This is a genomic window from Methylobacterium endophyticum, assembly GCF_050591105.1.
Classification (GTDB): Bacteria; Pseudomonadota; Alphaproteobacteria; order Rhizobiales; family Beijerinckiaceae; genus Methylobacterium.
This window is the reverse complement of the sequence record NZ_JBNHES010000003.1, coordinates 155,230-179,633: the sequence shown is the minus strand read 5'-3', so window position 1 is coordinate 179,633 and position 24,404 is coordinate 155,230. Positions and strand designations below refer to the sequence as shown.

Sequence of the window (24,404 nt, the reverse complement as noted above, 5' to 3'; positions counted from 1 at the left end):
CGCTCACTCCGCCGGGACGGCGGCGGGATCGGTCTCCAGCGCCGTCCAGCGCGAATCGCGGAAGGCGCGCACGCAGGCGAGGATGCCGAAGCCCGCGATGGCGAGCACGAGGCCGATGAACATCGCGCAGAGCACGGCGTCGATCCGGTCGTTGAGCAGGATCTGGTTCATCTGGTCCATGGACTTGGCCGGGGCCAGCACCTTCCCCTCCTTGATGGCCGCGCCGTATTTCTCGGCATGGGCCAGGAAGCCGATCTTGGCGTCGGGGGAGAACAGCTTCTGCCAGCCGGCCGTGAGGGTGCAGATGCACAGCCACACGGTCGGGATGATGGTGACGAAGGCGTAGCGCTCGCGCTTCATCTTGAAGATCACCACCGTGCAGAGCGTCAGCGCCACGGCCGCGAGCATCTGGTTCGAGATGCCGAACAGCGGCCACAGGGTGTTGATGCCGCCGAGCGGGTCGGTCACGCCCTGGTAGAGGAAGTAGCCCCAGGCGGCCACGCAGATGCCGGTCGCGAGGATGCTCGGGCCCCAGGCGGTCGTCTGCTTGAAGGCGGGCACCGCGAGCCCGATCAGGTCCTGCACCATGAAGCGGCAGGCGCGGGTGCCGGCATCCACCGCCGTGAGGATGAAGAGCGCCTCGAACAGGATGGCGAAGTGATACCAGAAGGCCATCATCGCCTTGCCGCCGATGGCGGAGGAGATGATGTGCGCCATGCCGACGGCGAGCGTCGGCGCGCCGCCGGCGCGGGAGACGATGGTGGTCTCGCCGACATCCTTGGCGGTCTGGACGATGGTCTCCGGCGAGATCGCGAAGCCGAGGCCGGTGACGGCCGCCGCCGCCGTCTCGGGGCTCGTGCCGAGGAGCGCGCCGGGGGAGTTCATGGTGAAGTACACGCCCGGATCGATGACGCAGGCCGAGACCAGCGCCATCACCGCGACGAAGCTCTCCATCAGCATGCCGCCATAGCCGATGAAGCGGGCATCGGCCTCGTTGCCGATGAGCTTCGGGGTCGTGCCCGACGAGATCAGGGCGTGGAAGCCCGAGACCGAGCCGCAAGCGATAGTGATGAACAGGAACGGGAAGAGCTGGCCGGCCCAGACCGGGCCGGTTCCGTCCACGAACTTCGTCACGGCGGGCATCTGGAGATGCGGGGCGACGAAGGCGATGCCGAGCGCCAGCCCGACGATGGTGCCGATCTTGAGGAAGGTCGAGAGGTAGTCGCGCGGGGCGAGCAGCAGCCAGACCGGCAGGATCGAGGCGACGAAGCCGTAGCCGATCAGCATCCAGCAGAGCTGCGTGCCGGTGAAGGTGAAGGCCGGGCCCCAGACCGGATGGTCGGCGACCGAGCCGCCATAGACGATGGCCAGCATCAGCAGCACGAAGCCGATGATCGAGACCTCGCCGATCTTGCCGGGCCGGATGAAGCGCGAATACACGCCCATCAGCAGCGCGATCGGGATCGTCGCCATCACGGTGAACGTGCCCCAGGGGCTGCCGGTGAGCGCCTTGACCACGATCAGCGCCAGCACCGCCAGCAGGATCACCATGATGAGCAGGGTGCCGATGAGCGCGATGATGCCGGGGATGGTGCCGAGCTCGGCCCGGATCAGCTCGCCGAGGGAGCGCCCGTCGCGCCGCATCGAGACGAACAGCACCATGAAGTCCTGCACCGCGCCGGCGAGCACCACGCCCGCCAGGATCCAGAGCAGGCCGGGCAGGTAGCCCATCTGCGCGGCGAGCACCGGGCCGACCAGCGGGCCGGCCCCGGCGATGGCCGCGAAGTGGTGGCCGAACAGCACGGTCTTGTTGGTGGGCACGTAGTCGAGCCCGTCGTTGTGGCGGACGGCGGGGGTGGCGCGCTTCGGATCGAGGCGCATCACATGCTCGGAGATGAAGAGCGAATAGTAGCGGTAGGCGATCAGGTAGACGCAGACGGCGGCCACCACGATCCAGAGGGCGTTCACCGACTCGCCGCGTTGCGTCGCCACGATGGACAGCGCGGCCGCCCCCAACGCCCCTACCAGGGCCCAGGGCCCGTGCTTCTGAATCGCGCTCATCGGCGTCCCGCTCCGTGTCCCGGCTCTTCGAGGCCGGGATTTCCCCTGTTCTGGCAAAATTTCATCGCCAGGAAAATACGGTATTTCAGCAACATGACGACAGCCGGGGGAAGTTGTCGCGCGGCCCCGTCCGCTGCGCCGCCCCGGTTTGACCCGTCCGGCGGCGGCCCCTAGACCGCGCGGGCCGAGGGCGCGCGAATCGGCCTGCGGGCGATGGAGACGGCGATGGCGAAGGTGGCGTTCCTGGGGCTCGGCGTCATGGGCGGCCCGATGGCGGGGCATCTGGCATCCAAGGGCTACGAGGTCACGGTCTACAACCGCACGGCGTCGAAGGCGGAGGCCTGGGCGGCCAAGCACGGCGGCGCCCACGCGCCCACCCCGCGCGAGGCGGTGCGCGAGGCCGAGATCGCCTTCGCCTGCGTCGGCAACGACGACGACCTGCGCGGCGTGACGCTCGGCGAGGACGGCGCCTTCGCCGGAATGCGGCGCGGCGCGGTCTTCGTGGACCACACCACCGCCTCGGCCGAGGTCGCCCGTGAGCTCGCCGGCATCGCCGACGGCCACGGCATCGGCTTCATCGACGCGCCGGTCTCGGGCGGGCAGGTGGGCGCCGAGAACGGCGTGCTCACGGTCATGTGCGGCGGCGATGCGGCCACCTACGCCAAGGTCGAGGGTGTGATCGCGGCCTACGCCCGCGCCTGCCGGCTGATGGGCCCGGCGGGCTCCGGCCAGCTCACCAAGATGGTCAACCAGATCTGCATCGCCGGGCTGGTGCAGGGGCTCTCCGAGGGCATCCATTTCGCCAAGCGCGCCGGGCTCGACGTCGAGGCGGTGCTCGACGTGATCTCGAAGGGGGCCGCCGGCTCCTGGCAGATGGAGAATCGCGGCCGCACCATGGATGCCGGACGGTTCGACTTCGGCTTCGCGGTGGACTGGATGCGCAAGGACCTCGGCATCCTGCTCGACGAGGCGCGCCGCAACGGCGCCTCGCTGCCGGTGAGCGCCCTCGTCGACCAGTTCTACGCCGAGATTCAGGGCATGGGCGGCAACCGCTGGGACACGTCGAGCCTCATCGCCCGGCTGGAGCGGAAATGATCTGCGCCATCGCGTCGGCGTCCTCGGGGTCGATCCAAGTCCACCCCTCGCCCATCTGGTGGCGGAACCAGGTGAACTGGCGCTTGGCGTAGCGTCGGGTATCGCCCTGCCCGCGCGAAATGGCCTCCTCCAGGCTCAGGCCGCCGTCGAGATGCGCGATCAGCCCCGGCACGCCGTGGGCGCGCATGATCGGCAGCAGCGGGTCGAGTTTTCGCTCGCGCAAGCGCGCCACCTCGTCGAGGGCTCCCCCGGCGATCATGGCGCGGAAGCGCGCGTCGATCCGGGCCCGCAGCACCTCGCGGTCGGGGGCCAGGAAGATCTTCTGGAGCGGCCGGCCGGAGAGCGCTCCGGGAATACGCTCGCCATGGAACTCGGAGATCGGGCGCCCGGTGGCGGCGAAAATCTCCAGCGCGCGCATGATCCGGGCCCGGTCGCTCGGGCGAAGGGCGGCGGCGCCCTGGGAATCGCGCTCGGCAAGCGCCGCGTGCAGGTCCACCGTCTCGCGGCCCTCGCACCAGGCGCGGATCTCGGAGCGGACCGCCTCCGGCACCGGCGGAAGGTCGGACAGTCCCTCCTCCAGCGCGCGGAAATAGAGGCCGGTGCCGCCGACGAAGACCGGCAGGCGGTCTCCGATCCCGGCGAGCAGCGCCGCGACCTCGCGGGCGTAGCGGCCTGCCGAAAAGTTCACCGCTCCGTCGACATGACCATAGAGACGATGCGGCGCCCGCGCCTCCTCGGCTACGTCCGGGCGGGCGCTGAGGACGCGCAGATCGGCGTAGACCTGCATCGAATCGGCATTGACGACGATCCCGCCGTGACGGAGCGCCAGCGCCGTCGCCAGGGCCGACTTGCCCGAGGCCGTGGGCCCTGCGATGAGGATCGCCGCCGGCCTGTCGGCTTGCATCGGGTCGGCTTGCGGCACCAGCGGACAGATCCTCGATGACCCTCGTCGCCGTCCTGATAGCAAACCCCGCGACGCCCGCCATCACCGACGCGGTGCTGGGGGAGGCCCGCGCCGTCCTCGCCACCGCGCATCAGCCGCGCATCCTGCACGGCGAGGTCGCGGCCGAGATCCTGTTCGAGGGCGATGCGGGCGCGGGCGACCGCCTGCGCGAGGCGCTCTCGGGCGAGCCCGTCGACGTGGCGGTGGTGGAAGCCGGCGCGCATCGCCGCAAGCGCCTTTTCCTGGCCGACATGGATTCGACCATGATCGAGCAGGAATGCATCGACGAGCTCGCCGACGTGGTCGGCCTCAAGGAGCACGTCGCCGCCATCACCGAGCGGGCGATGCGCGGCGAGATCGCCTTCGAGCCGGCGCTGCGCGAGCGCGTGGCGCTCCTCAAGGGCATCTCCGCCGCCGTTGTCGACGCGCTGATCCGCGACCGGCTGACCCTGACGCCGGGGGGCCGGACGCTCGTCGCGACCCTGAAGGCGCATGGCGCCCATACCTGCCTCGTCTCCGGCGGATTCGGCCTGTTCACCGGGCCGATCGCGGACAAGATCGGCTTCCACGAGCAGCACGCCAACCGCCTCGTCCTCAGAGACGGGCATCTGACGGGGGAGGTCGAGGAGCCCATCGTCGGCAAGGCGGCCAAGCGCGAGACCCTGATCGCGCTGCGCGACAAGCTCGGCCTAAGCGCCGCCGACACACTGGCCGTGGGCGACGGCGCCAACGATCTCGCCATGCTGGGCGAGGCGGGGCTCGGCGTCGCCTTCCATGCCAAGCCCGCCGTCGCGGCCGCCGCGCATGCGCGGATCGACCACGGCGACCTCACCGCGCTGCTCTATCTCCAGGGCTACGCGGCGAGCGAGTTCTCGGAATAGGGGAGCGGCTCCTACTCCAGCCCCACCGCCACGAAGCGCACGTCGCCGCCGGCGCTGGCCACGAGCAGCAGCACCGATTTGCGGCCCTCCTTCTTGAGGGCGTCGACGCGCTTGGTCACGTCGGCCGGGGTCGAGACCGCCTCCTGGCCCACCTCGACCACGACCTCCCCCGGCTGGATGCGCTTGTCGGCGGCGGTGGAGTTCGGGTCGACGCGGGTGACGACGACGCCCTTCACGCTGTCCTTGATGTTGTAGCGCTTGCGCAGCTCGTCGGTGAGCCCCGACAGGTTGAGGCCCAGCGCCTGGCGCACGGCGCTCTCGGGCTCCGGCGCCTTGGCGTTGGCGACCTGGGTCTTCTCGCCGTCCTCGAGGCGGCCGAGGGTGACGGGCTTCGTCACCTCGGCGCCTTTGCGCACCACCACCACGTCGATGGTCTTGCCGACCGGGGTCGAGGCGACGATGCGGGGCAGGTCGCTCGACTGCTTCACGGGGGCGCCGTTGAACTTGACGATCACGTCGCCGACCTCGAGCCCGGCGGTCTTGGCCGGCCCCTTCTCGTCGACGCCGGCCACCAGCGCGCCGCGCGCGCCGCCCTTGAGGCCGAGCGCCTCGGCGGTGGACTCGTCGACCCCCTGGATGCGCACGCCGAGCCAGCCGCGCCGGACCTCGCCGAACTCGCGGAGCTGGTCGATCACGGGCTTGGCCGTGCCCGAGGGAACCGCGAAGCCGATGCCGACGGAGCCGCCGGTAGGCGAGAGGATCGCCGTGTTGATGCCGATGACCTCGCCGTCCATGTTGAACAGCGGACCGCCGGAATTGCCCTTGTTGATGGCCGCGTCGGTCTGGATGTAGTTGTCGTAGGGGCCGGACTCGATGTTGCGGCCCCGCGCCGAGACGATGCCGGCCGAGACCGAGCCGCCCAGCCCGAACGGGTTGCCGATGGCGATCACCCAGTCGCCCGGCCGCATCTTGTCGGAATCGCCGAAGGGCACGGCGGTGAGCGGGCGCTCGGGCGTCGGCTTCACGCGCAGCACCGCGAGGTCGATCTTCGAATCCTTGCCGACGATCTCGGCCTTCAGCTTGGTGCCGTCGTGCAGGATCACCTGGATGTCGTTGGCGTCGCCGATGACGTGGTTGTTCGTCACCACGATGCCGGAGGCGTCGATGACGAAGCCGGAGCCGAGGGAGTTCGACTTGCGCTGCTGCTGGCGGGGCGCGTCGTTGTCGCCGCGCTCGCCGCCCCCCGGACCGCCGCGCCCGCCGCGCTTGTTGAAGAACTCCTCGAACAGGTCCTCGAAGGGCGTGCCCGGCGGAAGCTGCGGCATGGCGCGGCCGGCCTTGGCGTCCACCGTGGTCGAGGCCGAGATGTTGACCACCGCGTCCGTCACCTGATCGGCGAGGTCGGCGAGGGACGGCGGACCCTTGGCGAAGGCCGGCGTCGTCAGCGCGCTTCCCGCCACCGTCAGCCCGACGGCGAGGGCGGCGACGGCGGAGCGGGCGCTGCGGCCCAAGGAGCGCGCGAAGGGGCGCATGAGGGGGCGCGCGGAAACGGCGCTCGCGAGGGGATTCATGGTCGGCCTCATCAAGGATCGTTCCCGGTTGTGTGTGCCGCCGTCGCCGGTCCGGCGCGGCGATCTTTGCATGTCACGCAAGGCCAACAGGCCGGCGCCGCCCATAGATCGGACGGCGCCGCTCCGGTTCAAGGGCGCGCGGCGTCGGCCGCCGGCTTGGCGCGGCCCTGTGGGTCGTTGAAGTAGCGGAAGAATTCCGAGTTGGGGCTGATGACGAGCCGCGTGTCGGAGCCCTTCAGGCCGGCCTCGTAGGCCTGCATCGAGCGGTAGAAGGCGAAGAAGCCGGGGTCCTTGCCGAAGACCTCGGCGAGGATGCGGTTCTTCTCCGCGTCGCCTTGGCCGCGCAGCTCCTCGGACTTCTGGTTCGCCTCGGCCAGGATCACGGTGACGTCGCGGTCGGCCTTGGCCTTGATGGTCGCTGCGATCTGGTCGCCGTTGGCGCGGATGTCGGCGGCCTCGCGCTTGCGCTCGGTCTTCATGCGCTCGTACACGGCCGAGGAGTTCGCCGCGGGCAGGTCGACGCGGGTCATGCGCAGGTCGACGATCTGCACGCCGAGCGACTTCGCCTGACGGTTCACGTCGTCCTGGATCTCGTTCATCAGCCGCATGCGGTCGGTCTTGACGATGGCGTCGCGGGTCGAGCGGGCGAGCACGTTGCGCAGCGAGGAGTTGGCGAAGCTCGCCAGACGCTGGTTGGCGAGCCCGAGATTGCCCACCGACTGGTAGAACTTCAGCGGGTCGACGATCCGGTAGCGGGCGAAAGCGTCGACCTCGAGGTTCTGGCGGTCGGCCGTGAGCAGCGCCTGCACGGGCAGGTCGAGATCGAGCACCCGCTTGTCGAAGATGACCACGTTCTCGATGAAGGGCCACTTGAAGTAGAGGCCGGGCTTCTCCTCGCCCGTCTGGTTGAGGACGGCGCGCACGCGGCCGAACTGGAGCACCAGGGCCTGCTGCATCTGGCCGACGACGAAGACGGAGGCGTAGAACGCCACCGCCGCCGCCGCGGCGAGGACGAGGAGGCCGGTGCGGAGGGTCTGTCCGTTCATCGCGCCGACCCTCCCTGCGAGGCGCCGCGCTCGAGGAGCGGCAGCACCGGAAGGACGCCGGCGGCGGCCGCGCCGTTGGCGCCCGTTCCGCCCTGATCGATGATCACCTTGTTCACGGAACCGAAGACCTTCTCCATGGTCTCGAGGAAGATGCGCTCGCGGCTGACGGCGGGCGCGACCTTGTAGGAATCGTAGACCTGCTGGAAACGCGCCGCCTGGCCGGTGGCGTCCGCCGTCGACTGCGTCTTGTAGGCTTCGGCCGCCTGGACGACCTGCGAGGCACGCCCCCTGGCCTGCGGGACCTCGCGGCTGGCATAGGTCTTCGCCTCGTTCTGGACGCGCTCGGCGTCCTGCTGGGCGGCGTTCACGTCGATGAAGGCGGGCCGCACTTCCGGCGGCGGGTTCACGCTGACGAGCTGGACCACCTCGATGCGCACGCCCGCGCCGTACTCGTCCAGCGCGTTCTGGGTGATCTCCTTGACCTCCTGGGCCACGCTCGACTGCTCGTTCGTGAGGATCGCCTGGATGTTGCGGCGGCCGACCACCTCGCGCATGGCGCTCTCCGCGATGGCCTTGATGGTGCCCTCCGGGTTCTGGAGGTTGAAGACGTAGTCGGACGCCTTCAGCGGGTTCACCCGCCACTGGATCTCGAAATCGAGGTCGACGATGTTCTCGTCGCCGGTGAGCATCAGGCTCTCCTCGGGCAGGTCGCGCGAGCGCGCCTGGCCGCCGATGCCGGCGCGGTAGCCCACCTGGATGGAGTTCACCTGGCCGACATTCGGCTTGACCACGCCGCCGACGGGCGCCGGGAAGTTGTAGCGCAGGCCCTCGCCCTTGGATCCGACATAGCGCCCGAAGATCGTCTCGATGCCGACCTGGTTCGGGGCCACCGTGTAGAACCCGGTGAGCAGCCAGACGCCGACGCCCAGCGCCGCCACCAGCACGATGCTCTTGCCGCCGCCGAAGGAGCCGCCGGGGAGGACGCCGCGCAGGCGGTCCTGGCCGCGCCGCAGCAGGTCTTCCAGGTCGGGCGGGGTCTTGCCGCCGCCTCCGCCGCCGCCCCAGGGACCGCCGCCGTTGCCGCTGCCGCGGCCCCAGGGTCCTCCCCCGCCGCCACCGCCGCTCTGATTGCTCCAAGGCATTCTTGCCGTCTTCTCCTTAGCCGCAGCGCATATCCGCGAGAGGCGCCTGCCGGCGTCCCCGATGACATCCGCCCCCTGTCCGCCCGCCAGCACGCCCGGACGCAAATCCGGGCCGAAGCGACCGCAATCCTCGTCGAAAGCCGCAGGAAGGACCGTTTCCGGCGCCCCGCACCTGAGTGAGACGGCTCCGTCCTGTCAAGGCGCGGTGTCTCGCGAGGCAAGTGGGCATCGGAACGCCCGGCGGCAACCGCGACCGGACGCCCCTTTTGCCCATCGCGAGCCGGCCTTTCAGCCGACCCTCTCGAGATCGACGAACGAGAAGGCGTGTTCATCCTGCTCGGCGGCCGGATGAGACTCGCGGAAGGTCTCTCGGAAGGCAGCGCGGTCGAAGGCGGGAAACAGGGTGTCGCCCTCCGGCGCCGCGTCGACCTCGGTGAGATGGATGCGCCGCGCGCGCGGCAGCGCCAGCCGGTAGATCTCGGCGCCGCCGACGATCATCAGCTCGGGCGCCCCGCCGCCGGCCGCGAGCGCGCCCTCCCAGTCGTGGACGACCACGGCGTCCGGTGCCGAGAAGGCGGCGTCGCGGGTCAGCACGACGTTGAGCCGGCCGGGCAGCGCCTTGCCGAGGGAAGCGAAGGTCTTGCGGCCCATCAGGATGGGCTTGCCCATGGTGAGCGCGCGGAATCGGCGCAGGTCGCTGCGCAGGCGCCAGGCGAGGCCGTTGTCGCGGCCGATCACGCCGTTCCTCGCGACGGCCACTACGAGCGAGAGGTCCGGCATGGCGCTCATACGGCCACCGGCGCGGCGATCGCCGGATGCGGATCGTAGCCCTCGATGGCGATGTCCTCGTAGCGGAAGGCGAAGAGGTCGCGCACCTGCGGGTTGAGCACCAGGCGCGGCAGCGGCCGGGGCTCGCGCGCGAGCAGCGTCCGCGTCTGCTCGAGATGGTTCAGGTAGAGATGCGCGTCGCCGAAGCTGTGGACGAAATCGCCGGGCTCCAGGCCCGTCGCCCGCGCCATCATCGCGGTCAGGAGGGCGTAGCTCGCGATGTTGAAGGGCACGCCGAGGAAGACGTCGGCCGAGCGCTGGTAGAGCTGGCAGGAGAGCCGCCCCTCGGCGACGTAGAACTGAAAGAGGCAGTGGCAGGGCGCCAGCGCCATCCTGTCCAGCTCCGCCGGGTTCCAGGCGCTGACGACGAGCCGGCGCGAATCGGGGTTGCGGCGGATCTCATCCACCACCTGCGCGATCTGGTCGACGCTGCCGCCCTCCTTGGTCCAGGAGCGCCACTGCTTGCCGTAGACCGGCCCGAGATCGCCGTTGGCGTCGGCCCACTCGTCCCAGATGGTGACGCCGTTCTCGCGCAGCGCCCGCACGTTGGTGTCGCCGGCGAGGAACCAGAGCAGCTCGTGGATGATGGAGCGCAGGTGCAGCTTCTTCGTCGTGACCAGCGGGAAGCCCTGCGCCAGATCGAACCGCATCTGGTGGCCGAACACGGAGAGCGTGCCGGTGCCGGTGCGGTCGTCCTTGCGCACGCCCTCGTCGAGGATGCGCTTCAGGAGGTCGTGATAGGGCTGCATCCGTCTCTCGCGCCTGTCGGAGAGGGCTCTATAGACGCCGCCGGGCGCGGCTCAAATCCGCGCCTCACGGCAGGCCCGGCCAGAGCAGGTAGGCAATGAGCGCGAGGTTGCTCCAGCCGTGCAGGCAGATCGAGGGCCAGAGCCGCCCGGTCCGCCAGCGCAGCCAGCCGAGCATGAGCGCGAGGGGCAGCAGCGAGACCGGCCGGGCCAGCCCGAAAGCGGAGACATGCGCGGCCGCGAACAGGACCGCGGTGACGGCAATCGCGGCGGCCGGAGACAGAAACCCGCGTGCCTGCGCGAAGACCTCGCCGCGCAGCAGGAGCTCCTCCGCGACGGGCGCCAGCACGACGGCGTAGACGAGCCAGGCCGCGACGGTCCCCGGACCGAGCGCGGGCGAGAGACGCACGCCCTGCCCGAAGGCCGCGCCGAAGACCTCCGCCGTGCCGGTCACCCAGGCGATGTGGACGAGGGGCCAGGCCAGGAGAATCGCGAGCAGGAGGCGCGGGCGCATCCCGTTCGGCTCGGTGCGGTCAAGACCGAGACGGCGGCGCCAGCCGGGCCCGTGCCGCCGGAAGGCGACGCCGATGACGAGGGCGACGAGGACGAGCTGGCGCCCGACATCGACGGCGATCTCGCGGGCGGCGAGCCGCGCCATGCCGAGCTGGGGGCGCTGTCCGGGGGCGAGGAAGGGGTCGATCCCGTCGAGGAGATCGGCGCCGATCCGCACCGCCGCCAGCGCGACGAGGCTCGCCGCCCCGAGGGAGGCGACCACCGTCGCGACCAGCCCCGCGAGGCGGAGCGCGACCCTGCCAGGACGGGGCGCCTGCGCGCTTCCGGCAACAGCCGCATCATCGGGCAGGGAGGCACCATGATCGGGCTTCAAAACCGACGCGATCCCCCCTATATTCGTCCTTGCCGGTCGCAAGGCCGGCTATGGCGATAAACGGTCTTCGGAATAAACCTATCGGACCCGGGGGCGGTACCCGGCGCCTCCACCCGAGCCCAGGGCATTCGGACGCGGAACGCGTGTCGAGAATTTGGGCTTCGGCGGGGGCGAAATAGGATCGACGAGGGCGTAAAGGTTGATCTTTCGCTCGGCATGGTTCCGCCGTTATCGGGCCTTTGCAATAGTTGCCAACGACAACTTTGCTCCGGTGGCGGTGGCCGCGTAAGCGGTCCCCAATACCAAATTAAGTCCTAGCGGGTAGCTCCGCATAGGCGGGGTTCGGAGGCACCTGGCAACAGAAGCCTCCACTTCGATTCCCTTACGTCCGGCGCGCTCCACCGCTCGCGGCCCGGCCGGCAGGCAAGACCGGACACAGCGCGACCGCCCATGGCAGACGATCTCATCCGGTACGATCTCCTGGTGCAGGACGCCCTCCGCGGCGTCGTCCGCAAGGTGCTGAGCGACGCGGCCCGCGACGGGCTCGCCGGCGAGCATCACTTCTACGTCTCCTTCCGCACGGAGGCGCCGGGAGTGCGCATCTCGCAGCGCCTGCGCGAGAAGTATCCCGAGGACATGACCATCGTCCTCCAGCACCAGTTCTGGGACCTGTCGGTCGGCGAGCATTCCTTCGAGGTCGGCCTCTCCTTCTCCGGCGTGCCGGAGCGGCTGCTGGTGCCGTTCGAGGCGCTGTCGGGCTTCTTCGACCCTTCCGTCCAGTTCGGCCTCAAGTTCGACCTCAACGAGGGGGGCGACGCCGCCTCGGCCGCCCCCGCCGCCGTGCCGGCCGTCAAGACCGGCCCGCGCGGGGCCGCCTCCGAGCCGAGCGAGACCAAGCCGCGCGGCGCCGGGCTCGCCGCCATCGGCAATGCCGGCCCGAAGGTTGTGCCGGCATTGCCGGCCGCCCAGAACGGCGGTCCGCCGGCCGAGCCGGAGCGCCCCGCCGCCCGCAAGGACGAGGACGGCCAAGGTAGCGAGGCCGGAGCCGAGGTCGTCAGCCTCGACGCCTTCCGCAAGAAGAATTGATGTCTATCGCCGCGTGACCTGCATTCCGAGGCCGTTGGCGGGCCTCAAGGTCACGCGGTGCAGCGGCGTGACCGGCGGATGATCGGCCGGCAGGGCGAAGGCGACGGCGCGCGCCACATGCGCCAGCACGATCACCGCCTCCTGCACGGAAAAGCCCTGCCCGATGCACACGCGCGGCCCCGCGCCGAAGGGCAGATAGGCGAACCGCGCGATTTCCTCGCGCGCCGCGCCGAGAAATCGCTCCGGCACGAAGGCGGCCGGGTCGTCCCAGAGCCGGCGATGCCGGTGGAGCACGTAGGGCGCCACCATCACCACCGAGCCGCGCGGGATCTTGATGCGGCCGAGCCGGTCCTCCGCCTTCGCCTGCCGGCTCAGGAAGGGCACGGGCGGAAACAGGCGCATCGCCTCCTCCACCACCGCCCTGGCGAAGGGCAGATCCTCCACCGCGAACCCGCCCTCCCCCGTGCCGGCGGCATCGACCTCGGCACGCAGCCGCTCCGCCGCCTCCTCGTCCTGGGAGAGGCAGTAGAGCGCCCAGGTCAGCGCGTTCGCCGTTGTCTCGTGGCCGGCGGCGATGAAGGTCACGATGTTGGCCTTCACCTCCAGGTCGGTGAGGCCCTCGCCGGTCTCGGGATCCTGGGCGGCGAGCAGCAGCGTCAGCAGGTCCCGAGGGGCCTCGTCCCGCGCGATCAGCACGCGGCGCCGCTCGATCAGGGCGTCCACCACCTCCTCGAAGAATCGCGCCGCCGGGCGCGCCCTCAGGCGCCCGATGCGCGGCACGAAGGCCGGCACGCCGAACACGTCGAGGGGATCGATGGGGCCGACCGCCTCCAGGAAGCGGGTGATGGCGCGCCCGAGCGCATCGGGATCGCTCGGCAGACCGTGGGTGAAGATCGTCCGCTCCAGCACGTCGAGGGTCACGCGGGTCATCTCGAGGGCGACGTCCACCCGCGCCCCGTCGCGTCGGACCAGCCGCCGGGCGAGGCGGGCGCCGGCCGCGTTCATCGCCTCCGAGAAACCGCGCACCGTGCGCGCAGAAAAGATCGGCGCGAGGGTGCGGCGCTGGAGGCGCCATTCGTCGCCCTCGGCGGTGAGCAGGCCGTTGCCGAGGCCCGGCGCCAGCACGCGGCGCTGGAGGTCGTCCTTGCGGTAGTTGGCGGCGTTCTCGACGAGGACGCGGCGGATCAGCTCGGGATCGCTGACCACGGTGACGCGCCCCATGGCGCCCTCGGCCGCGACGATCGGCGCGGTGAAATGGTCCTCCATCCAGGTCGCCACGGGATTGGCACGCACAGCCTTGAGGAAGGCGAACAGGCCGAGCGGCTCGCGCAGCGGCGCCGGTACCGGCGGCCGGAAGCGGCTTCTCCCCGGAAGCGGTGTTTTCCCCGAAAGCGTCGTGGCGGACATCGGCGCGATCCTTGCCAGTCTCGGGCGGGCGTGGTGCATACATGGCCGGCCGGAGCGCAAGACACGCCGGCCGCTTTGTCAGACGCCGGCAAAACCGGCATCGCGCTTCGCTGACGCCTGCCGTAAGTAGGGCCCACCCGAAGACCGACGTAGAGGCCAAGATGGCGCAGCAGACCACGGCGCAGCAGAGCCCCGAGACCGCGACCCGCACCGAGTCCGACACCTTCGGCCCGATCGAGGTTCCCGCCCACCGCTACTGGGGCGCGCAGACGCAGCGCTCGATCCAGAATTTCCGCATCGGCACCGAGCACATGCCGGCCCCGCTGGTGCACGCGCTGGGCCTCGTGAAGCAGGCCGCCGCCCTCGTGAACAAGGATCTCGGGCAGCTCGACGCCGGGATCGCCGACGCCATCGCGGCGTCGGCCGCCGAGGTGGTCGCCGGGCAGCACGACGACGAGTTCCCCCTGGTCGTCTGGCAGACGGGCTCGGGCACCCAGTCCAACATGAACGCCAACGAGGTGATCGCGAGCCTCGCCAACGAGAGCCTCGGGGGCAAGCGCGGCGGCAAGTCGCCGGTGCATCCGAACGACCACTGCAACCGTGGCCAGTCCTCCAACGACACCTTCCCCACGGCGATGCACATCGCCGCCGCCCGCGAGATCAACGACCGGCTGATGCCGGCGCTGACCCATCTCCACGGCGCCCTCGACGCCAAGGCGAAGCAGTTCGAGACGATCGTGAAGATCGGCCGCACCCATCTCCAGGACGCGACCCCCGTGACCCTCGGCCAGGAGTTCTCCGGCTACGCGCAGCAGGTGGCGCTCGGCGGCTCGCGCATCGCCGCGACGATGCCGGGGCTGCTGGCGCTGGCGCAGGGCGGCACGGCGGTGGGAACGGGCTTGAACGCCCACCCGAAATTCGCCGACGCCTTCGCCGCCAAGGTGGCGGAACTCACCGGGCTGCCCTTCGTCTCGGCGGAGAACAAGTTCGAGGCGCTGGCGACGCACGACGCCATGGTGTTCGCGCAGGGCGCCCTCTCCGCGTTGGCGGCGGGCCTGTTCAAGATCGCCAACGACATCCGGCTGCTCGGCTCCGGCCCGCGCTCGGGCCTCGGCGAGCTGTCGCTGCCGGAGAACGAGCCCGGCTCCTCGATCATGCCCGGCAAGGTCAACCCGACCCAGTGCGAGGCCATGACCATGGTCTGCACCCAGGTCATCGGCAACGGCACCACGGTGGCGATGGCCGGCAGCCAGGGCCATTTCGAGCTCAACGTGTTCAAGCCGGTGATCGCCAACGCCCTGCTGCAATCGGTCCGGCTGCTCGCCGACGTGGCGGTGAGCTTCGCGGACAACTGCGTCGTCGGCATCAAGGCCAACGAGGACAAGATCGCCGACCTGATGAGCCGCTCGCTCATGCTGGTGACGGCGCTGGCGCCCTCCATCGGCTACGACAAGGCCGCGGAGATTGCTAAGACGGCTCACAAGAACGGCACGACGTTGAAACAGGAAGCCCTTCGCCTCGGTTACGTCACCGAGGAGGAGTTCGAGCGGGTCGTGCGCCCCGACACGATGCTGGCTCCGAGCGTGGAGTAGAGACCGACCCGGACGCGCGGCACCGTGGCCGCGCCGCCTCGACGAGGAGGGCAGGCCCATGGCCGAGATCATCAACCTGAAGCAGTGGCGCAAGGCGCGCGAACTCGCCGAGAAGAAGGCTCAGGCCGCCGCGAACCGGGCGACCTTCGGACGTACGAAGTCGGCTAAGACCGTGGCCGAGGCCCGCAAGCGGGCCGAGGCCGCGCGTCTCGAAGGACACCGGCTCGGCGAGGACGATCCGAAGGCGTGACGAACGGGGTCGTCAAGCGGTCGGTGATGATCGCCGGCCATCGCACCAGCGTGTCGCTGGAGGCGCCGTTCTGGGACGCGCTGCGCGACATCGCGACCGCGCGCGGGCTGTCCCTGGCCGCCGTCATCGGCGAGGTCGACGCGGGCCGGAACGGGCAGAACCTGTCCTCGGCCATCCGGGTTTTCGTGCTGGCAGCGGTGCGGGCATCGGTCTGAAGCGAGGGCTCAACGGCGGATTCCGAGCAAGCTGCGCGAGGCCGGCGCACCGAATGTCTTGCGGAAGTCATTGGCAAAATGCGCCTGGTCGGCGAAGCCGGCCCCATGCGCCGCATGCGTGAAGGTGCCGCCCTCGACGATGGCGCCGATGGCGCTGCGCATCCGAGCCCAGGCGCGATAACGCCGGAACGGCACCCCGACCTGCTCGGTGAACAGGTGCTGCATGCGCGACGCGGAGAGGCCCACCGACGCGGCGAGGCGTTGCGCCGACATCGTACTGTCCTGCCGCTCGCGCAGGCGTGAGACGACCCACGCGATCCGGTCGTCCAGGGGACGAACGGCACGGCGGCCGGAAAAGGCCGACAGATCCGCGAGCGCCGCCCCCGCCCATCGCGTCGCCTGTCGATCCTCATAGAGCGCGCGCAGGGCCCTGATCTCGCCACGTTGCCCGACCAGCGCGCCGCCGGTCTCCCGCGCGTCGAGGACCAGCGGCGCCAACGCGGCGGAGCCGTCCGAATCGGGCTCCCGGTAGACCACGCCCAGCGGATCGCCGCCGAGATCGAGTTCATGCGCCACACCGGCCGGGACGAAGGCCGTCCGGCAGGTAATCCAGGGCTCTCCCCGCATGCGGATGCGGAAGCTGCCATAGAGCCCGGCGAGATAGACCGGCGCGCCATGGGCGTGGCTGGCGTTGTAGGCGAGAGGGCCGGCGAAGAGCGTGTGCCCGCCCTCGACATGCCAGAGCGGTCCGAGCACATCCGCGCCGCCGGCAGCACGTTCGTTCAATCCCGCTCTCCCTGCCTCTGCTACGGGCCCATGACGGCACTTTGCCCCGGCCCGATGCTCAAGGGAAATTCGCGCGATGACCCACCTCACCCGCCGCGGCCTCGCGGGCTCCCTCGTCGCCGTGTTGGCGCTCCCGAGCCTCGGCCTGCCCGCATCGGCACACGGGGCGCTGCTCGGCGCGGAGCCGGCGACGCATCATCGCATTCGCCTGGGCGATGTTGAGGTGACGACGATCCCCGACGCGGCGGTGATGATCGACGGCCCCTGGCCCATCGTCGGGCAGGACCGCGACAAGGCCGATGTCGAGGCGCTGATGCGCGAGAACCGGCTTCAACCGAACCGGTTCAAGCCGGGCTTCACGCCCATCGTCGTCAACACGGGCCGGGAGGTCGTGCTGTTCGATACCGGCAACGGCGCCGTCGGCTTCGTGCCCCGCCCGGCGGGCGGGCGGCTGGCGGCGCTGCTGCGCCCGGCCGGCTTCGCTCCCGAGGACATCGACGTGGTCGTCCTCACCCACTGCCATACGGACCATATCGGCGGCCTGATGGAGGGCGACCGGCGGGTCTTCCCGAACGCGCGATACGTGCTCGGCGCCGACGAATACGCCTTCTGGAGCAAGAACGAGCCTCTCTCGGCGCCGCCCGAGGACAATACGTACAAGTCGGCGCTCGTATTCCGCTCCCACCTGCTGCCGCTCGCGGAGCGGACCACCTTCCTGAAACCCGGCGACGAGGTGGTGCCGGGCATCCGCGCCGTCGCCGCCTTCGGCCATACGCCGGGGCATCTCGCCTTCCATGTGGAGAGCGCCGGCAAGCGCCTGCTGGTCTGGGGCGACTGCGCCCATCACGAGGTCGCCTCGCTGGCGCACCCGGAGTGGCACGCCGTCTTCGACATGGACAAGCAGCAGGGGATCGCCACGCGAAAGGCGATCTACGACATGGCCGCCACCGACGACCTGCTCGTCGCCGGCTACCACACCTCGTATCCCTCGCTCGGCTACGTCGCCCGCCAGAGCACGGGGTATCGCTGGATCCCGCTGACCTACCAGCTCGATCCCTGAGAAACTACTCCGCCGCCATCGGGGCGCGCGTCGCCAGCCCTTCCAGCGCCTCGGGCTTCGGGCCGCCGGTCGCCCAGTCGAGCAGCTCGACGGTGTGGACGATCGGGATGGCCGTACCCTTCCCGATCTGGGTGGCGCAGCCGATATTGCCGGTGGCGATGAGGTCCGGCCGGGTCCGCTCGATATTGGCGACCTTGCGGGCGCGCAGGGCGCTCGCGAGTTCCGGCTGGAGGATGTTGTAGGTCCCCGCCGAGCCGCAGCAGATATGGCCCTCGGGCACCTCCTTCACGGTGAAGCCGGCCTGCTTCAGCAGCGCCTTCGGCTCGGTGCGCAGGCCCTGCCCGTGCTGCATGGAGCAGGCGGAGTGGTAGGCGACCACGAGGTCGGTGTCCTCCACCGGCGGCATCAGGCCGATCTCGGTGACGTATTCGGTGACGTCCCTGGCGATGGACGAGACCCGGCGCGCCTTCTCGGCATAGGCCGGCTCGTCGCGGAACATGAAGCCGTAATCCTTGATCGTCGTGCCGCAGCCCGACGCCGTCACCACGATGGCATCGAGCCCAGACCCGTCCATCTCGGCGATCCAGGCATCGATGGCACGCCGGGCGAAGGCGTGGGACGAGTCGTCCTTGCCCATGTGATGCGTGAGCGCGCCGCAGCAGCCCTCCCCCGCCACATGCACCACCTCGACGCCGTGGCGCGTCAGCAGGCGGATCGCCGCCTCGTTGAAATCCGGCCGCAGCACGCTCTGCGCGCAGCCGCGCAGCAGCGCGACCCGCCCTCTCCTGCCGGCCGGCACCGTCTCGCCCTGGATCAGGGCGGAGATGTCGCGGGCGGTAGTGTCTGCGGCGAAGGTCGCCGCCCTGTCGGTGGGGTTGCGGGTGGGGAGTTCGGCGGGGGCGAGGTCGAGCATCGCCGCGAGCCGGTTGCCGACACGCGGGATCGCCGCGAGCAGGGGCCGCAGCGGGCTCCCGAGCTTGGCCCCCAGCAGCGCCAGCCGGAAGCGGTTCGGATAGGGCAGCACCTGCGCCAGCACGGCGCGGAGCCAGCGGTCGGCGAGGGGGCGCCGGTAGGTCTCCTCGATATGGCCGCGGGCGTGGTCGACGAGGTGCATGTAATGCACCCCCGACGGGCAGGTGGTCATGCAGGACAGGCAGGACAGGCAGCGGTCGACATGCTTGACCACCTCGGCGCTCGCCGCCTTGCCCCCCTCCAGCATGTCCTTGATGAGGTAGATGCGCCCGCGCGGCGAATCGAGCTCGTCCCCGAGCATCAGGTAGGTCGGGCAGGTGGCGGTGCAGAACCCGCAATGCACGCAGGTCCGCAGGATCTTCTCCGACGCCGCCATGGCGGGATCCGCGAGCTGCGCGAGACTGAAATTGGTTTGCACTGATCCGATCCCCGGCCACGCCCCTCCCGCTTCCGGGAGAGGGGGTTCCTCATAGTCCCGCGTACATCCGCCCCGGATTGAACACCCCGGCCGGGTCGTGCGCCGCCTTGATCCCCTGCGTCACCCGCATCAGCGGTTCTGGCAGCGGCTCGAACACCGGCACGGCGGCGCGCAGCGCGTCGGGGGCGCGGATCAGCGTGGCGTGGCCGCCATGGGGCCGGATCGCCGCGCGGATCGCCGCCGCGCCGGCATCGCCGGAGGCGTCCATGGCGAGCCAGATCAGGCCGCCGCCCCAATCGTAGAACCAGCGTCCGGCGCCGATGGCCGCCGTGACCGCCGGCCCCTTCGTCGGCGCCACCGAGAGGCGCCAGACCGCCTCGCCGGTGCCGGCGAAGGGCGCCGCGTCGCGCACATGCCGCCAGAGCGCGGCGCCGGCCTCTCCGTCGACGGTCTCGGGAGCGCCGAAGCGCTTCAGCAGGCGCGACAGCTCGCCGAGACGGTAGGTCACGGAGTCCGAGAACCCCTCGATCCGCAGCAGCGTGCGGGCGCTCTCGCCGTCGATGCCGGCGGGCAGATGCGCCGCGCCGGTCAATTCGAAGGGCGAGCCGAGGCCGGCACCGAGCGCCTCCACCGCGCGGGCATCGTCGAGGCCGGAGAAGACCAGCGTCGCCACGCGCTCCTGCACGGGCAGCACCTTGAAGGTCACTTCCGTGAGGAAGCCGAGCGTGCCCCAGGCGCCCGCCATCAGCTTCACGAGGTCGAGCCCGGTGACGTTCTTCATCACTCGCCCGCCCGACTTGATCGCCTCGCCGCGCCCGTTGACGAAGCGCACGCCGATCAGGCTGTCGCGCGCGGCCCCCGCGTTGATGCGCCGGGGGCCGGAATTGTTGATCGCCGCCACCGCCCCGAGGGTCGGCTTGCCCGCCGAGCCCATCAGGGCGCGATGGTCCACGGGCTCGAAGGGCAGCATCTGCCCCTTGGAGGCGAGCAGCGTCTGCACCTCGGAGAGCGGCGTGCCGGCGCGGGCGGAAACGACCATCTCGGCGGGTTCGTAGAGGGTGATGCCGGCGAGCCCGCGCGAGGAGAGGGTCGCCTCGTCCTGCGCCGGGCGGCCCATCCCCGCCTTGGTGTTCCCGCCGACGAGCCTCAGGCGCTCGCCCCGGCCGGCGGCCTCGCGGACGATTCGCGCGGCATCGTCCTCGCTCGCCGGTTCGTAGAGACGCATGGTTTCCTTGCCGCGTTTCCTGCCACGCGGACGCTCGATCGGCACCCGTCGCGCGGGGGATCATGCTGGTTCGTGGAATCGTTTCAAGGGGCCAGGATGCCGCCGGAGCGACGGATCGGGCCGGGCGCCTACTCCGCCGGAGCCGGGTGGGCCGGCCGGAAGCGCGCCTCGATCAGCGAGCGCAGGCCGGCGATGTCGAAGGTCCAGACCAGGGCGGCATAGAGCGCGGCACCGAGCGGCACGCACAGGCCGAGCGCGCTCGCCGGCGGCAGGTCGCGGAAGGGCGAGAGGGCGAGCCCCATGGCGAGGCTCGCGGCGACCGCGCGGCCCATGTCCCGCCAGGGCAGGTTCAGCGGCTCGGGCCCGGTGAGCGCCCGGAAGGCGAGCCAGGCGAAGGCGACGGCGAGCCCGAGGGTCTGCGCCATGGCGATGCCCGCCGGCCCGAACAGCGGCGGCAGCACCAGGAGCCCGATGCCGTTGCCCACGAGACCGGCGAGGGCGGCGGCGATCACCGGCAGGGTGCGGCGGCGGATCTGGAAGATCGGGTTCACCGCGTAGTTCATGATCGCGAGACAGAACAGGCCGGGGATCAGAAGCGCCGCGTAGAGCGAGAACGGCCCGCGATAGGCTTCGGGCACCACGAGCGCCTGGAGCGCCGGCAGCACCGCCCAGAAGCCCACGGCGCAGGGCAGCAGCAGCGTCACCACGGTGGCGGCGTTGCGCCCGACCTGGCGCTCCGCCTCGGCCCGGCCGTGATGCTCCTCGGCCCGCACGGCGAGCTGGAACAGCAGCAGGTCGAGGGCGGTGCCGAGCGTGCTCAGCGAGCGCGAGGTCACGTCGGCGGCGAGCGCGAAATAGCCGGCCTCGGCGAAGCCCGCCTGCGCCGCCAGCGTCCCCCGGTTCACGAAGGGCATGATCTGGTAGATCGCGTTGGCGGCGATGAGCGGCAGCCCGTAGATCATGAACAGGCGCCAGGTCTCGCGCATCCGCACCCGGACGACGGGGCTCTGCGGATCGCGCAAGGGGCGCATCAGGATCGCCACGGCGAGGAGCTGGCTGACGCCGGCCGCCGCGAGCACCCAGGCCGGCTGGGGCAGATACCAGGCGGCGCCGGCCATCATGGCGAAGGACAGCACGTTCTTCACGGCGACGAGGCCGAGATAGAGCCTGCCGTCGAAGCGGGCACGCGCCAGCGCGGCGTGATAGTCGAACACGCCGATACCGAGCGCCGCCGTCGCCGTGCCGGCGAGCACCGCCACGCGGCTGTCCGGCCCTGCCTCGACCCCGAGCCCGGCGCAGAGGAGCGCGGCGGCCAGCAGGAGCAGGCCCAGGGCGAGATAGGCGCGGTCGAGCCCGTGGCGGATCCAGGGCTCGTCGGTGCGCACCCGGCCCGAGTAGAACCGCGTCGCGGAAAGCCGCAGCCACTCGAACAGCACCGTGTTGGCGACGATGGCGCCCGCCGTAGCGAGGGCGAAGCGGCCGAAATCGGCGGGGCCGAGCAGCTTGGCGATCAGCAGGCCGAGGACGAAGCTCAGGCCGGCATTCATGACGAAGGCGGCGATGACGGCCATGCAGGAGCCCCGAACGCCGTCCCGCCGCATCACGGAAGGCGGCCCGGCATCGCCGCTGTGTAGCGGCCGCGCCCAAAGATTCCCCTAATCCGGCCAAAGCGCGGCGTGCCGCCGATGGGATGGAGATCCGGCGCGGAAGCGACCCTCCTCGTCCAAGGCTCGGAGCGCAAATCTGTAATCACGGCACCAAAACGGCCTGAATGACGGCGCTCTTGATTTTTATACAGTATTTGAGATAATGATCCGCGCATCTTTCAATATGCGATCGCGATCCGTCGCGGCATATTCAGTTGACGCGACAGCGAAATCGTGATCGGCGCGGCCGAGATCGGACCGCCCGCCCCCATCGAAGGACGAGACGATGACATCATCCCGGCTCATCGCGATCGGCGCGATGCTTCTGCTCGGCGGCCCCGCCCTGGCGCAGGGCACGGCGGCGCAAAGGGCGGCCTGCACCCCCGACGCGATGCGCCTGTGCGCCGCGCATATTCCCGATGCCGGCGCCATCGCCGCCTGCCTGCGCGGGGCCGGCCCCCGCGTCAGCCCGGCCTGCCGCACGGTCATGGGCGAGGCGCCCGCGCCGGCGGTGGCCGAGGCGCGCCCGCTTCCGCCCCGGACCGCAGCGCGGCGGGAGGCTCCGCCGAGGGTGGGAGAGGCGTCGCCGTCCCGGCGGCGGGCCGTCGCAGGCGGGATCGCCGAGGCACGCGTCCTCCGGCGCCCGGCCGCCACCCGCGTCCGGCGGCAGGAGGGACGCTACGCCGAGCATCGCCCCAGGCGGCGCTTCGCCGGGCTCGGCCGCTACGGCAGCGAGATGGCAGAGGCCCGCTACTGGATGCGCACCCTCGGCGGCATGAGCCTCGGCTCGGCCGTCGCCGGCTACCTGCCCCCCGAGATGAGCGGCCTCTCCATGGAGACGATCGCCGGCATGCTCGAATAGCGCATCGGCCGGCGGATACGGCGTCGGCGCCCTACCGGGCGCCGAGGTCGCGGGCGAGGCGGAAGCCGTTGGCGTAGTAGCGCACGTCGTGATCGTAGCGGAATCGCGCGGAGGAGCGGGCGGCATGCGCCTTGGTTCCGAAGGACCCGCCCCGGAGCACCCGCAGCTCGCACTGGCCGCCGCGCCGGGCCGAGCCGTCTGCGGGCGCGCCGCGATAGCCGGCGTTCCAGCAGTCGTCGACCCATTCCGCCGCGTTGCCGGCGGTGTCGTAGAGGCCGAAGGCGTTTGGCCGGAAGGAGCCGACGGGGAGCGTCGCGCGGGCGGGCGCGGCGCTGCAATCGTCGCAATTCGCCTTGCCGGTGGAGACCGCAGGCCCCCAGGAGAACGGCGTCTTGGAGCCGGCGCGGGCGGCGTATTCCCATTCCGCCTCGCTCGGCAGGCGGTAGCTCTGCCGGGTGCGGGCCGAGAGCCATTTCAGATAGGCCTGGACCTCGTCCCAGCTCACGTCGATCACCGGCCGGTCGCCCCGCCCGAAGCCGTGATCGTCGATATCGGCCTTGCAGGCGCCCGCCGCCGCGCAGGCGTCCCATTGCGCGAAGGTCACCTCGTGGCGGCCGATGGCGAAGGGCTTGGCGATGACGACGCGGTGGGGCGGCTTCTCGTAGTCGCTCTCCGTCGAGCCCATCACGAACTCGCCCTCGGGCACCACCACGAGCTCCGGGCAGGAATCGCAATCGCGGAAGGTCTCGCCGGGCTGCGGGAGGCCGGAGGCGGTCTGCGCGGCGGCCGCGGGTTCGGGCGGCCCCAGGCTCGGCGAGCGGGAGGACGCCTCGGACGCGGCGGCGGCCGGCGCCGCATCGGCCTTGGCCGGCAGGAAGAAGAAGTCGTCGAGGAGCGAGGAGACCACCGAGGGCACCTGCCGCCCGCCGGTCGCCTTGGCGACGTTCATGCGCGTCTGAGCGAAGACCTGCTCGGCCGTGGCGCCGCGCATGTCGAACTGCTTCAGGAACTCGCCCAGGAAGACGCTGGCATCCTCGCCGCCGTCGAGGCGCCGGTCCTGGGCGGCGTTCAGCATGGCGAGGGTGCCGTCATGCAGTTCCAGGGCCGCCGGGGAGCCGCCCCTGCCGCCTCCCGAATCCACGGCGGTGCCGTCCACGATCAGGATCTTGACCCCCACGCCCCGCGCGGTGAGGTCGGACTCGACGGCGTTGAGATCGATGCCGGCCTCGCGCATGGCGTCCCCGCGCGCGAGATCGGCATCGGCCGGCAGGATGACGTTGCTCTGGCCGATCCGCGCCATCGGCCCGTGGAAGAAGACCAGCGCCGCGCCGCCGCGCGGGAGCTTCGCGGTGAAGTCGCGCAGCGCCGCCTTCATCCGCACCCGATTCGGGTCGGAGACGGAGGTCGTCGCGAATCCGGCACGGGCGAGGGCCGCCTCGACGGGCTGGAGATCGAATCGCCGGTCCGCACCGGATGTGGAGATCAGGAGGCCGAAGCGCGGCGCGGCGGCCGTCTGCGCCTCGGCCACGTCCCGGCCCGCCCACAGGCAGCACAGCGAGCAGAGAATCCAGAACGCCCGTCGCGCCATTCCGCACCGTTCCCGATCACGCCGCCACCGCTCCGGCCGGCAGGGTGCGGGCGGGACGGGAGACGGCCCATGCGTCATTCCGACGCATATCGTCTCCG

The 24,404-nt window shown here is 71.0% G+C and carries 22 protein-coding genes and 1 other RNA gene; 9 read left to right on the top strand and 14 right to left on the bottom strand.

From position 1 onward, the window contains the following. Positions 1-3 precede the first annotated feature (3 nt). Positions 4-2,061 (bottom strand): carbon starvation CstA family protein, encoded by a 2,058-nt coding sequence (locus ACP56T_RS05320; protein WP_430911079.1) that lies wholly within the window; start codon positions 2,059-2,061, stop codon positions 4-6. Between the two features lie 225 nt (positions 2,062-2,286). Between ACP56T_RS05320 and ACP56T_RS05315 the strand changes: the two genes are divergently transcribed. Then, positions 2,287-3,156 carry an NAD(P)-dependent oxidoreductase gene (locus ACP56T_RS05315; protein WP_430911078.1) on the top strand — a complete coding sequence of 290 codons (870 nt, stop codon included), beginning with the start codon at positions 2,287-2,289 and terminating at the stop codon, positions 3,154-3,156. Here ACP56T_RS05315 and miaA read toward each other — a convergent pair. After that, positions 3,131-4,060: a tRNA (adenosine(37)-N6)-dimethylallyltransferase MiaA gene (miaA, locus tag ACP56T_RS05310; RefSeq protein WP_430911233.1), complete on the bottom strand. Its 930-nt coding sequence runs from the start codon at positions 4,058-4,060 to the stop codon at positions 3,131-3,133. The two genes, ACP56T_RS05315 and miaA, sit on opposite strands and share 26 nt — an antisense overlap. Before the next feature lie 35 nt (positions 4,061-4,095). Between miaA and serB the strand changes: the two genes are divergently transcribed. Further along, positions 4,096-4,980 (top strand): phosphoserine phosphatase SerB, encoded by an 885-nt coding sequence (gene serB, locus ACP56T_RS05305; RefSeq protein WP_430911077.1) that lies wholly within the window; start codon positions 4,096-4,098, stop codon positions 4,978-4,980. Positions 4,981-4,991: 11 nt separating this feature from the next. Here the strand turns inward: serB and ACP56T_RS05300 are convergent, their stop codons facing one another. From ACP56T_RS05300 to ACP56T_RS05275, 6 genes are all read right to left on the bottom strand, one after another. Beyond that, complete coding sequence (locus ACP56T_RS05300; protein ID WP_430911076.1) at positions 4,992-6,551, bottom strand: DegQ family serine endoprotease; 1,560 nt, start codon at positions 6,549-6,551, stop codon at positions 4,992-4,994. 128 nt (positions 6,552-6,679) lie between these two features. Next, positions 6,680-7,597 (bottom strand): protease modulator HflC, encoded by a 918-nt coding sequence (hflC, locus tag ACP56T_RS05295; protein ID WP_430911075.1) that lies wholly within the window; start codon positions 7,595-7,597, stop codon positions 6,680-6,682. Next, entirely contained in the window at positions 7,594-8,739 is a 1,146-nt protein-coding gene (hflK, locus tag ACP56T_RS05290; RefSeq protein ID WP_430911074.1) for an FtsH protease activity modulator HflK, read from the bottom strand. The genes hflC and hflK overlap by 4 nt, the downstream gene beginning before the upstream one ends. 288 nt (positions 8,740-9,027) lie before the next feature. Next, entirely contained in the window at positions 9,028-9,528 is a 501-nt protein-coding gene (locus tag ACP56T_RS05285; protein ID WP_430911073.1) for a dihydrofolate reductase, read from the bottom strand. Further along, positions 9,525-10,316 (bottom strand): thymidylate synthase, encoded by a 792-nt coding sequence (locus ACP56T_RS05280; RefSeq protein ID WP_430911072.1) that lies wholly within the window; start codon positions 10,314-10,316, stop codon positions 9,525-9,527. The genes ACP56T_RS05285 and ACP56T_RS05280 overlap by 4 nt, the downstream gene beginning before the upstream one ends. 64 nt (positions 10,317-10,380) lie before the next feature. Beyond that, positions 10,381-11,199, bottom strand: coding sequence for a CPBP family intramembrane glutamic endopeptidase (locus tag ACP56T_RS05275; protein WP_430911071.1), 819 nt, complete (start codon positions 11,197-11,199; stop codon positions 10,381-10,383). On the opposite strand from ACP56T_RS05275, the gene ssrA reads away from it, so the two are divergent. Together ssrA and ACP56T_RS05265 are read left to right on the top strand one after the other, a co-directional pair. Next, positions 11,191-11,572: a transfer-messenger RNA gene (ssrA, locus tag ACP56T_RS05270) on the top strand. The genes ACP56T_RS05275 and ssrA overlap by 9 nt on opposite strands. A gap of 77 nt (positions 11,573-11,649) precedes the next feature. Further along, complete coding sequence (locus tag ACP56T_RS05265) at positions 11,650-12,285, top strand: SspB family protein (RefSeq protein ID WP_430911070.1); 636 nt, start codon at positions 11,650-11,652, stop codon at positions 12,283-12,285. 3 nt (positions 12,286-12,288) lie between these two features. On the opposite strand, the gene ACP56T_RS05260 is transcribed toward ACP56T_RS05265, so the two are convergent. Continuing rightward, a complete protein-coding gene (locus ACP56T_RS05260; RefSeq protein ID WP_430911069.1) occupies positions 12,289-13,692 on the bottom strand; it encodes a cytochrome P450 in 1,404 nt (467 codons plus the stop codon). A 161-nt stretch (positions 13,693-13,853) separates the two neighbouring features. On the opposite strand from ACP56T_RS05260, the gene fumC reads away from it, so the two are divergent. The 3 genes from fumC to ACP56T_RS05245 are packed head-to-tail and all read left to right on the top strand — an operon-like array spanning position 13,854 to position 15,749. Beyond that, positions 13,854-15,284, top strand: a complete 1,431-nt coding sequence (gene fumC, locus ACP56T_RS05255; RefSeq protein ID WP_430911068.1) for a class II fumarate hydratase — start codon at positions 13,854-13,856, stop codon at positions 15,282-15,284. A 58-nt stretch (positions 15,285-15,342) separates the two neighbouring features. Beyond that, on the top strand, positions 15,343-15,534 hold the full coding sequence (locus tag ACP56T_RS05250; protein WP_430911067.1) for a DUF4169 family protein: 192 nt from the start codon (positions 15,343-15,345) through the stop codon (positions 15,532-15,534). Further along, a complete protein-coding gene (locus ACP56T_RS05245) occupies positions 15,531-15,749 on the top strand; it encodes a ribbon-helix-helix domain-containing protein (protein WP_430911066.1) in 219 nt (72 codons plus the stop codon). Before ACP56T_RS05250 ends, ACP56T_RS05245 begins: the two co-directional genes overlap by 4 nt. Positions 15,750-15,758: 9 nt before the next feature. Here the strand turns inward: ACP56T_RS05245 and ACP56T_RS05240 are convergent, their stop codons facing one another. Next, on the bottom strand, positions 15,759-16,535 hold the full coding sequence (locus ACP56T_RS05240) for a helix-turn-helix domain-containing protein (protein ID WP_430911232.1): 777 nt from the start codon (positions 16,533-16,535) through the stop codon (positions 15,759-15,761). A 76-nt stretch (positions 16,536-16,611) separates the two neighbouring features. On the opposite strand from ACP56T_RS05240, the gene ACP56T_RS05235 reads away from it, so the two are divergent. Beyond that, positions 16,612-17,595, top strand: a complete 984-nt coding sequence (locus ACP56T_RS05235) for an MBL fold metallo-hydrolase (RefSeq protein WP_430911065.1) — start codon at positions 16,612-16,614, stop codon at positions 17,593-17,595. A 4-nt stretch (positions 17,596-17,599) separates the two neighbouring features. Here ACP56T_RS05235 and ACP56T_RS05230 read toward each other — a convergent pair whose 3' ends face one another. The 3 genes from ACP56T_RS05230 to ACP56T_RS05220 all read right to left on the bottom strand — a co-directional run bounded on the left by ACP56T_RS05230 (position 17,600) and on the right by ACP56T_RS05220 (position 21,781). Then, positions 17,600-18,985 (bottom strand): heterodisulfide reductase-related iron-sulfur binding cluster, encoded by a 1,386-nt coding sequence (locus tag ACP56T_RS05230; RefSeq protein ID WP_430911064.1) that lies wholly within the window; start codon positions 18,983-18,985, stop codon positions 17,600-17,602. Positions 18,986-19,034: 49 nt separating this feature from the next. Next, positions 19,035-20,210 carry a glycolate oxidase subunit GlcE gene (glcE, locus tag ACP56T_RS05225; protein WP_430911063.1) on the bottom strand — a complete coding sequence of 392 codons (1,176 nt, stop codon included), beginning with the start codon at positions 20,208-20,210 and terminating at the stop codon, positions 19,035-19,037. 128 nt (positions 20,211-20,338) lie between these two features. Continuing rightward, positions 20,339-21,781 (bottom strand): lipopolysaccharide biosynthesis protein, encoded by a 1,443-nt coding sequence (locus ACP56T_RS05220; protein WP_430911062.1) that lies wholly within the window; start codon positions 21,779-21,781, stop codon positions 20,339-20,341. A 361-nt stretch (positions 21,782-22,142) separates the two neighbouring features. Between ACP56T_RS05220 and ACP56T_RS05215 the strand changes: the two genes are divergently transcribed. Further along, positions 22,143-22,718 carry a hypothetical protein gene (locus tag ACP56T_RS05215; protein ID WP_430911061.1) on the top strand — a complete coding sequence of 192 codons (576 nt, stop codon included), beginning with the start codon at positions 22,143-22,145 and terminating at the stop codon, positions 22,716-22,718. Positions 22,719-22,749: 31 nt separating this feature from the next. On the opposite strand, the gene ACP56T_RS05210 is transcribed toward ACP56T_RS05215, so the two are convergent. Next, a complete protein-coding gene (locus ACP56T_RS05210) occupies positions 22,750-24,306 on the bottom strand; it encodes an SUMF1/EgtB/PvdO family nonheme iron enzyme (protein ID WP_430911060.1) in 1,557 nt (518 codons plus the stop codon). Between the last annotated feature and the right edge of the window lie 98 nt (positions 24,307-24,404).

Coding starts and splice junctions, on each gene's coding strand:
- ACP56T_RS05265 (WP_430911070.1), top strand. CDS start 11,650: ATGGCAGACGATCTCATCCGGTACGATCTCCTGGTGCAGGACGCCCTC.
- ACP56T_RS05280 (WP_430911072.1), bottom strand. CDS start 10,316: ATGCAGCCCTATCACGACCTCCTGAAGCGCATCCTCGACGAGGGCGTG.
- miaA (WP_430911233.1), bottom strand. CDS start 4,060: ATGCAAGCCGACAGGCCGGCGGCGATCCTCATCGCAGGGCCCACGGCC.
- ACP56T_RS05235 (WP_430911065.1), top strand. CDS start 16,612: ATGACCCACCTCACCCGCCGCGGCCTCGCGGGCTCCCTCGTCGCCGTG.
- ACP56T_RS05210 (WP_430911060.1), bottom strand. CDS start 24,306: ATGGCGCGACGGGCGTTCTGGATTCTCTGCTCGCTGTGCTGCCTGTGG.
- serB (WP_430911077.1), top strand. CDS start 4,096: ATGACCCTCGTCGCCGTCCTGATAGCAAACCCCGCGACGCCCGCCATC.
- hflC (WP_430911075.1), bottom strand. CDS start 7,597: ATGAACGGACAGACCCTCCGCACCGGCCTCCTCGTCCTCGCCGCGGCG.
- fumC (WP_430911068.1), top strand. CDS start 13,854: ATGGCGCAGCAGACCACGGCGCAGCAGAGCCCCGAGACCGCGACCCGC.
- ACP56T_RS05215 (WP_430911061.1), top strand. CDS start 22,143: ATGACATCATCCCGGCTCATCGCGATCGGCGCGATGCTTCTGCTCGGC.
- ACP56T_RS05320 (WP_430911079.1), bottom strand. CDS start 2,061: ATGAGCGCGATTCAGAAGCACGGGCCCTGGGCCCTGGTAGGGGCGTTG.
- ACP56T_RS05315 (WP_430911078.1), top strand. CDS start 2,287: ATGGCGAAGGTGGCGTTCCTGGGGCTCGGCGTCATGGGCGGCCCGATG.
- ACP56T_RS05220 (WP_430911062.1), bottom strand. CDS start 21,781: ATGGCCGTCATCGCCGCCTTCGTCATGAATGCCGGCCTGAGCTTCGTC.
- ACP56T_RS05250 (WP_430911067.1), top strand. CDS start 15,343: ATGGCCGAGATCATCAACCTGAAGCAGTGGCGCAAGGCGCGCGAACTC.
- ACP56T_RS05300 (WP_430911076.1), bottom strand. CDS start 6,551: ATGAATCCCCTCGCGAGCGCCGTTTCCGCGCGCCCCCTCATGCGCCCC.
- ACP56T_RS05260 (WP_430911069.1), bottom strand. CDS start 13,692: ATGTCCGCCACGACGCTTTCGGGGAAAACACCGCTTCCGGGGAGAAGC.
- hflK (WP_430911074.1), bottom strand. CDS start 8,739: ATGCCTTGGAGCAATCAGAGCGGCGGTGGCGGCGGGGGAGGACCCTGG.
- ACP56T_RS05285 (WP_430911073.1), bottom strand. CDS start 9,528: ATGAGCGCCATGCCGGACCTCTCGCTCGTAGTGGCCGTCGCGAGGAAC.
- glcE (WP_430911063.1), bottom strand. CDS start 20,210: ATGCGTCTCTACGAACCGGCGAGCGAGGACGATGCCGCGCGAATCGTC.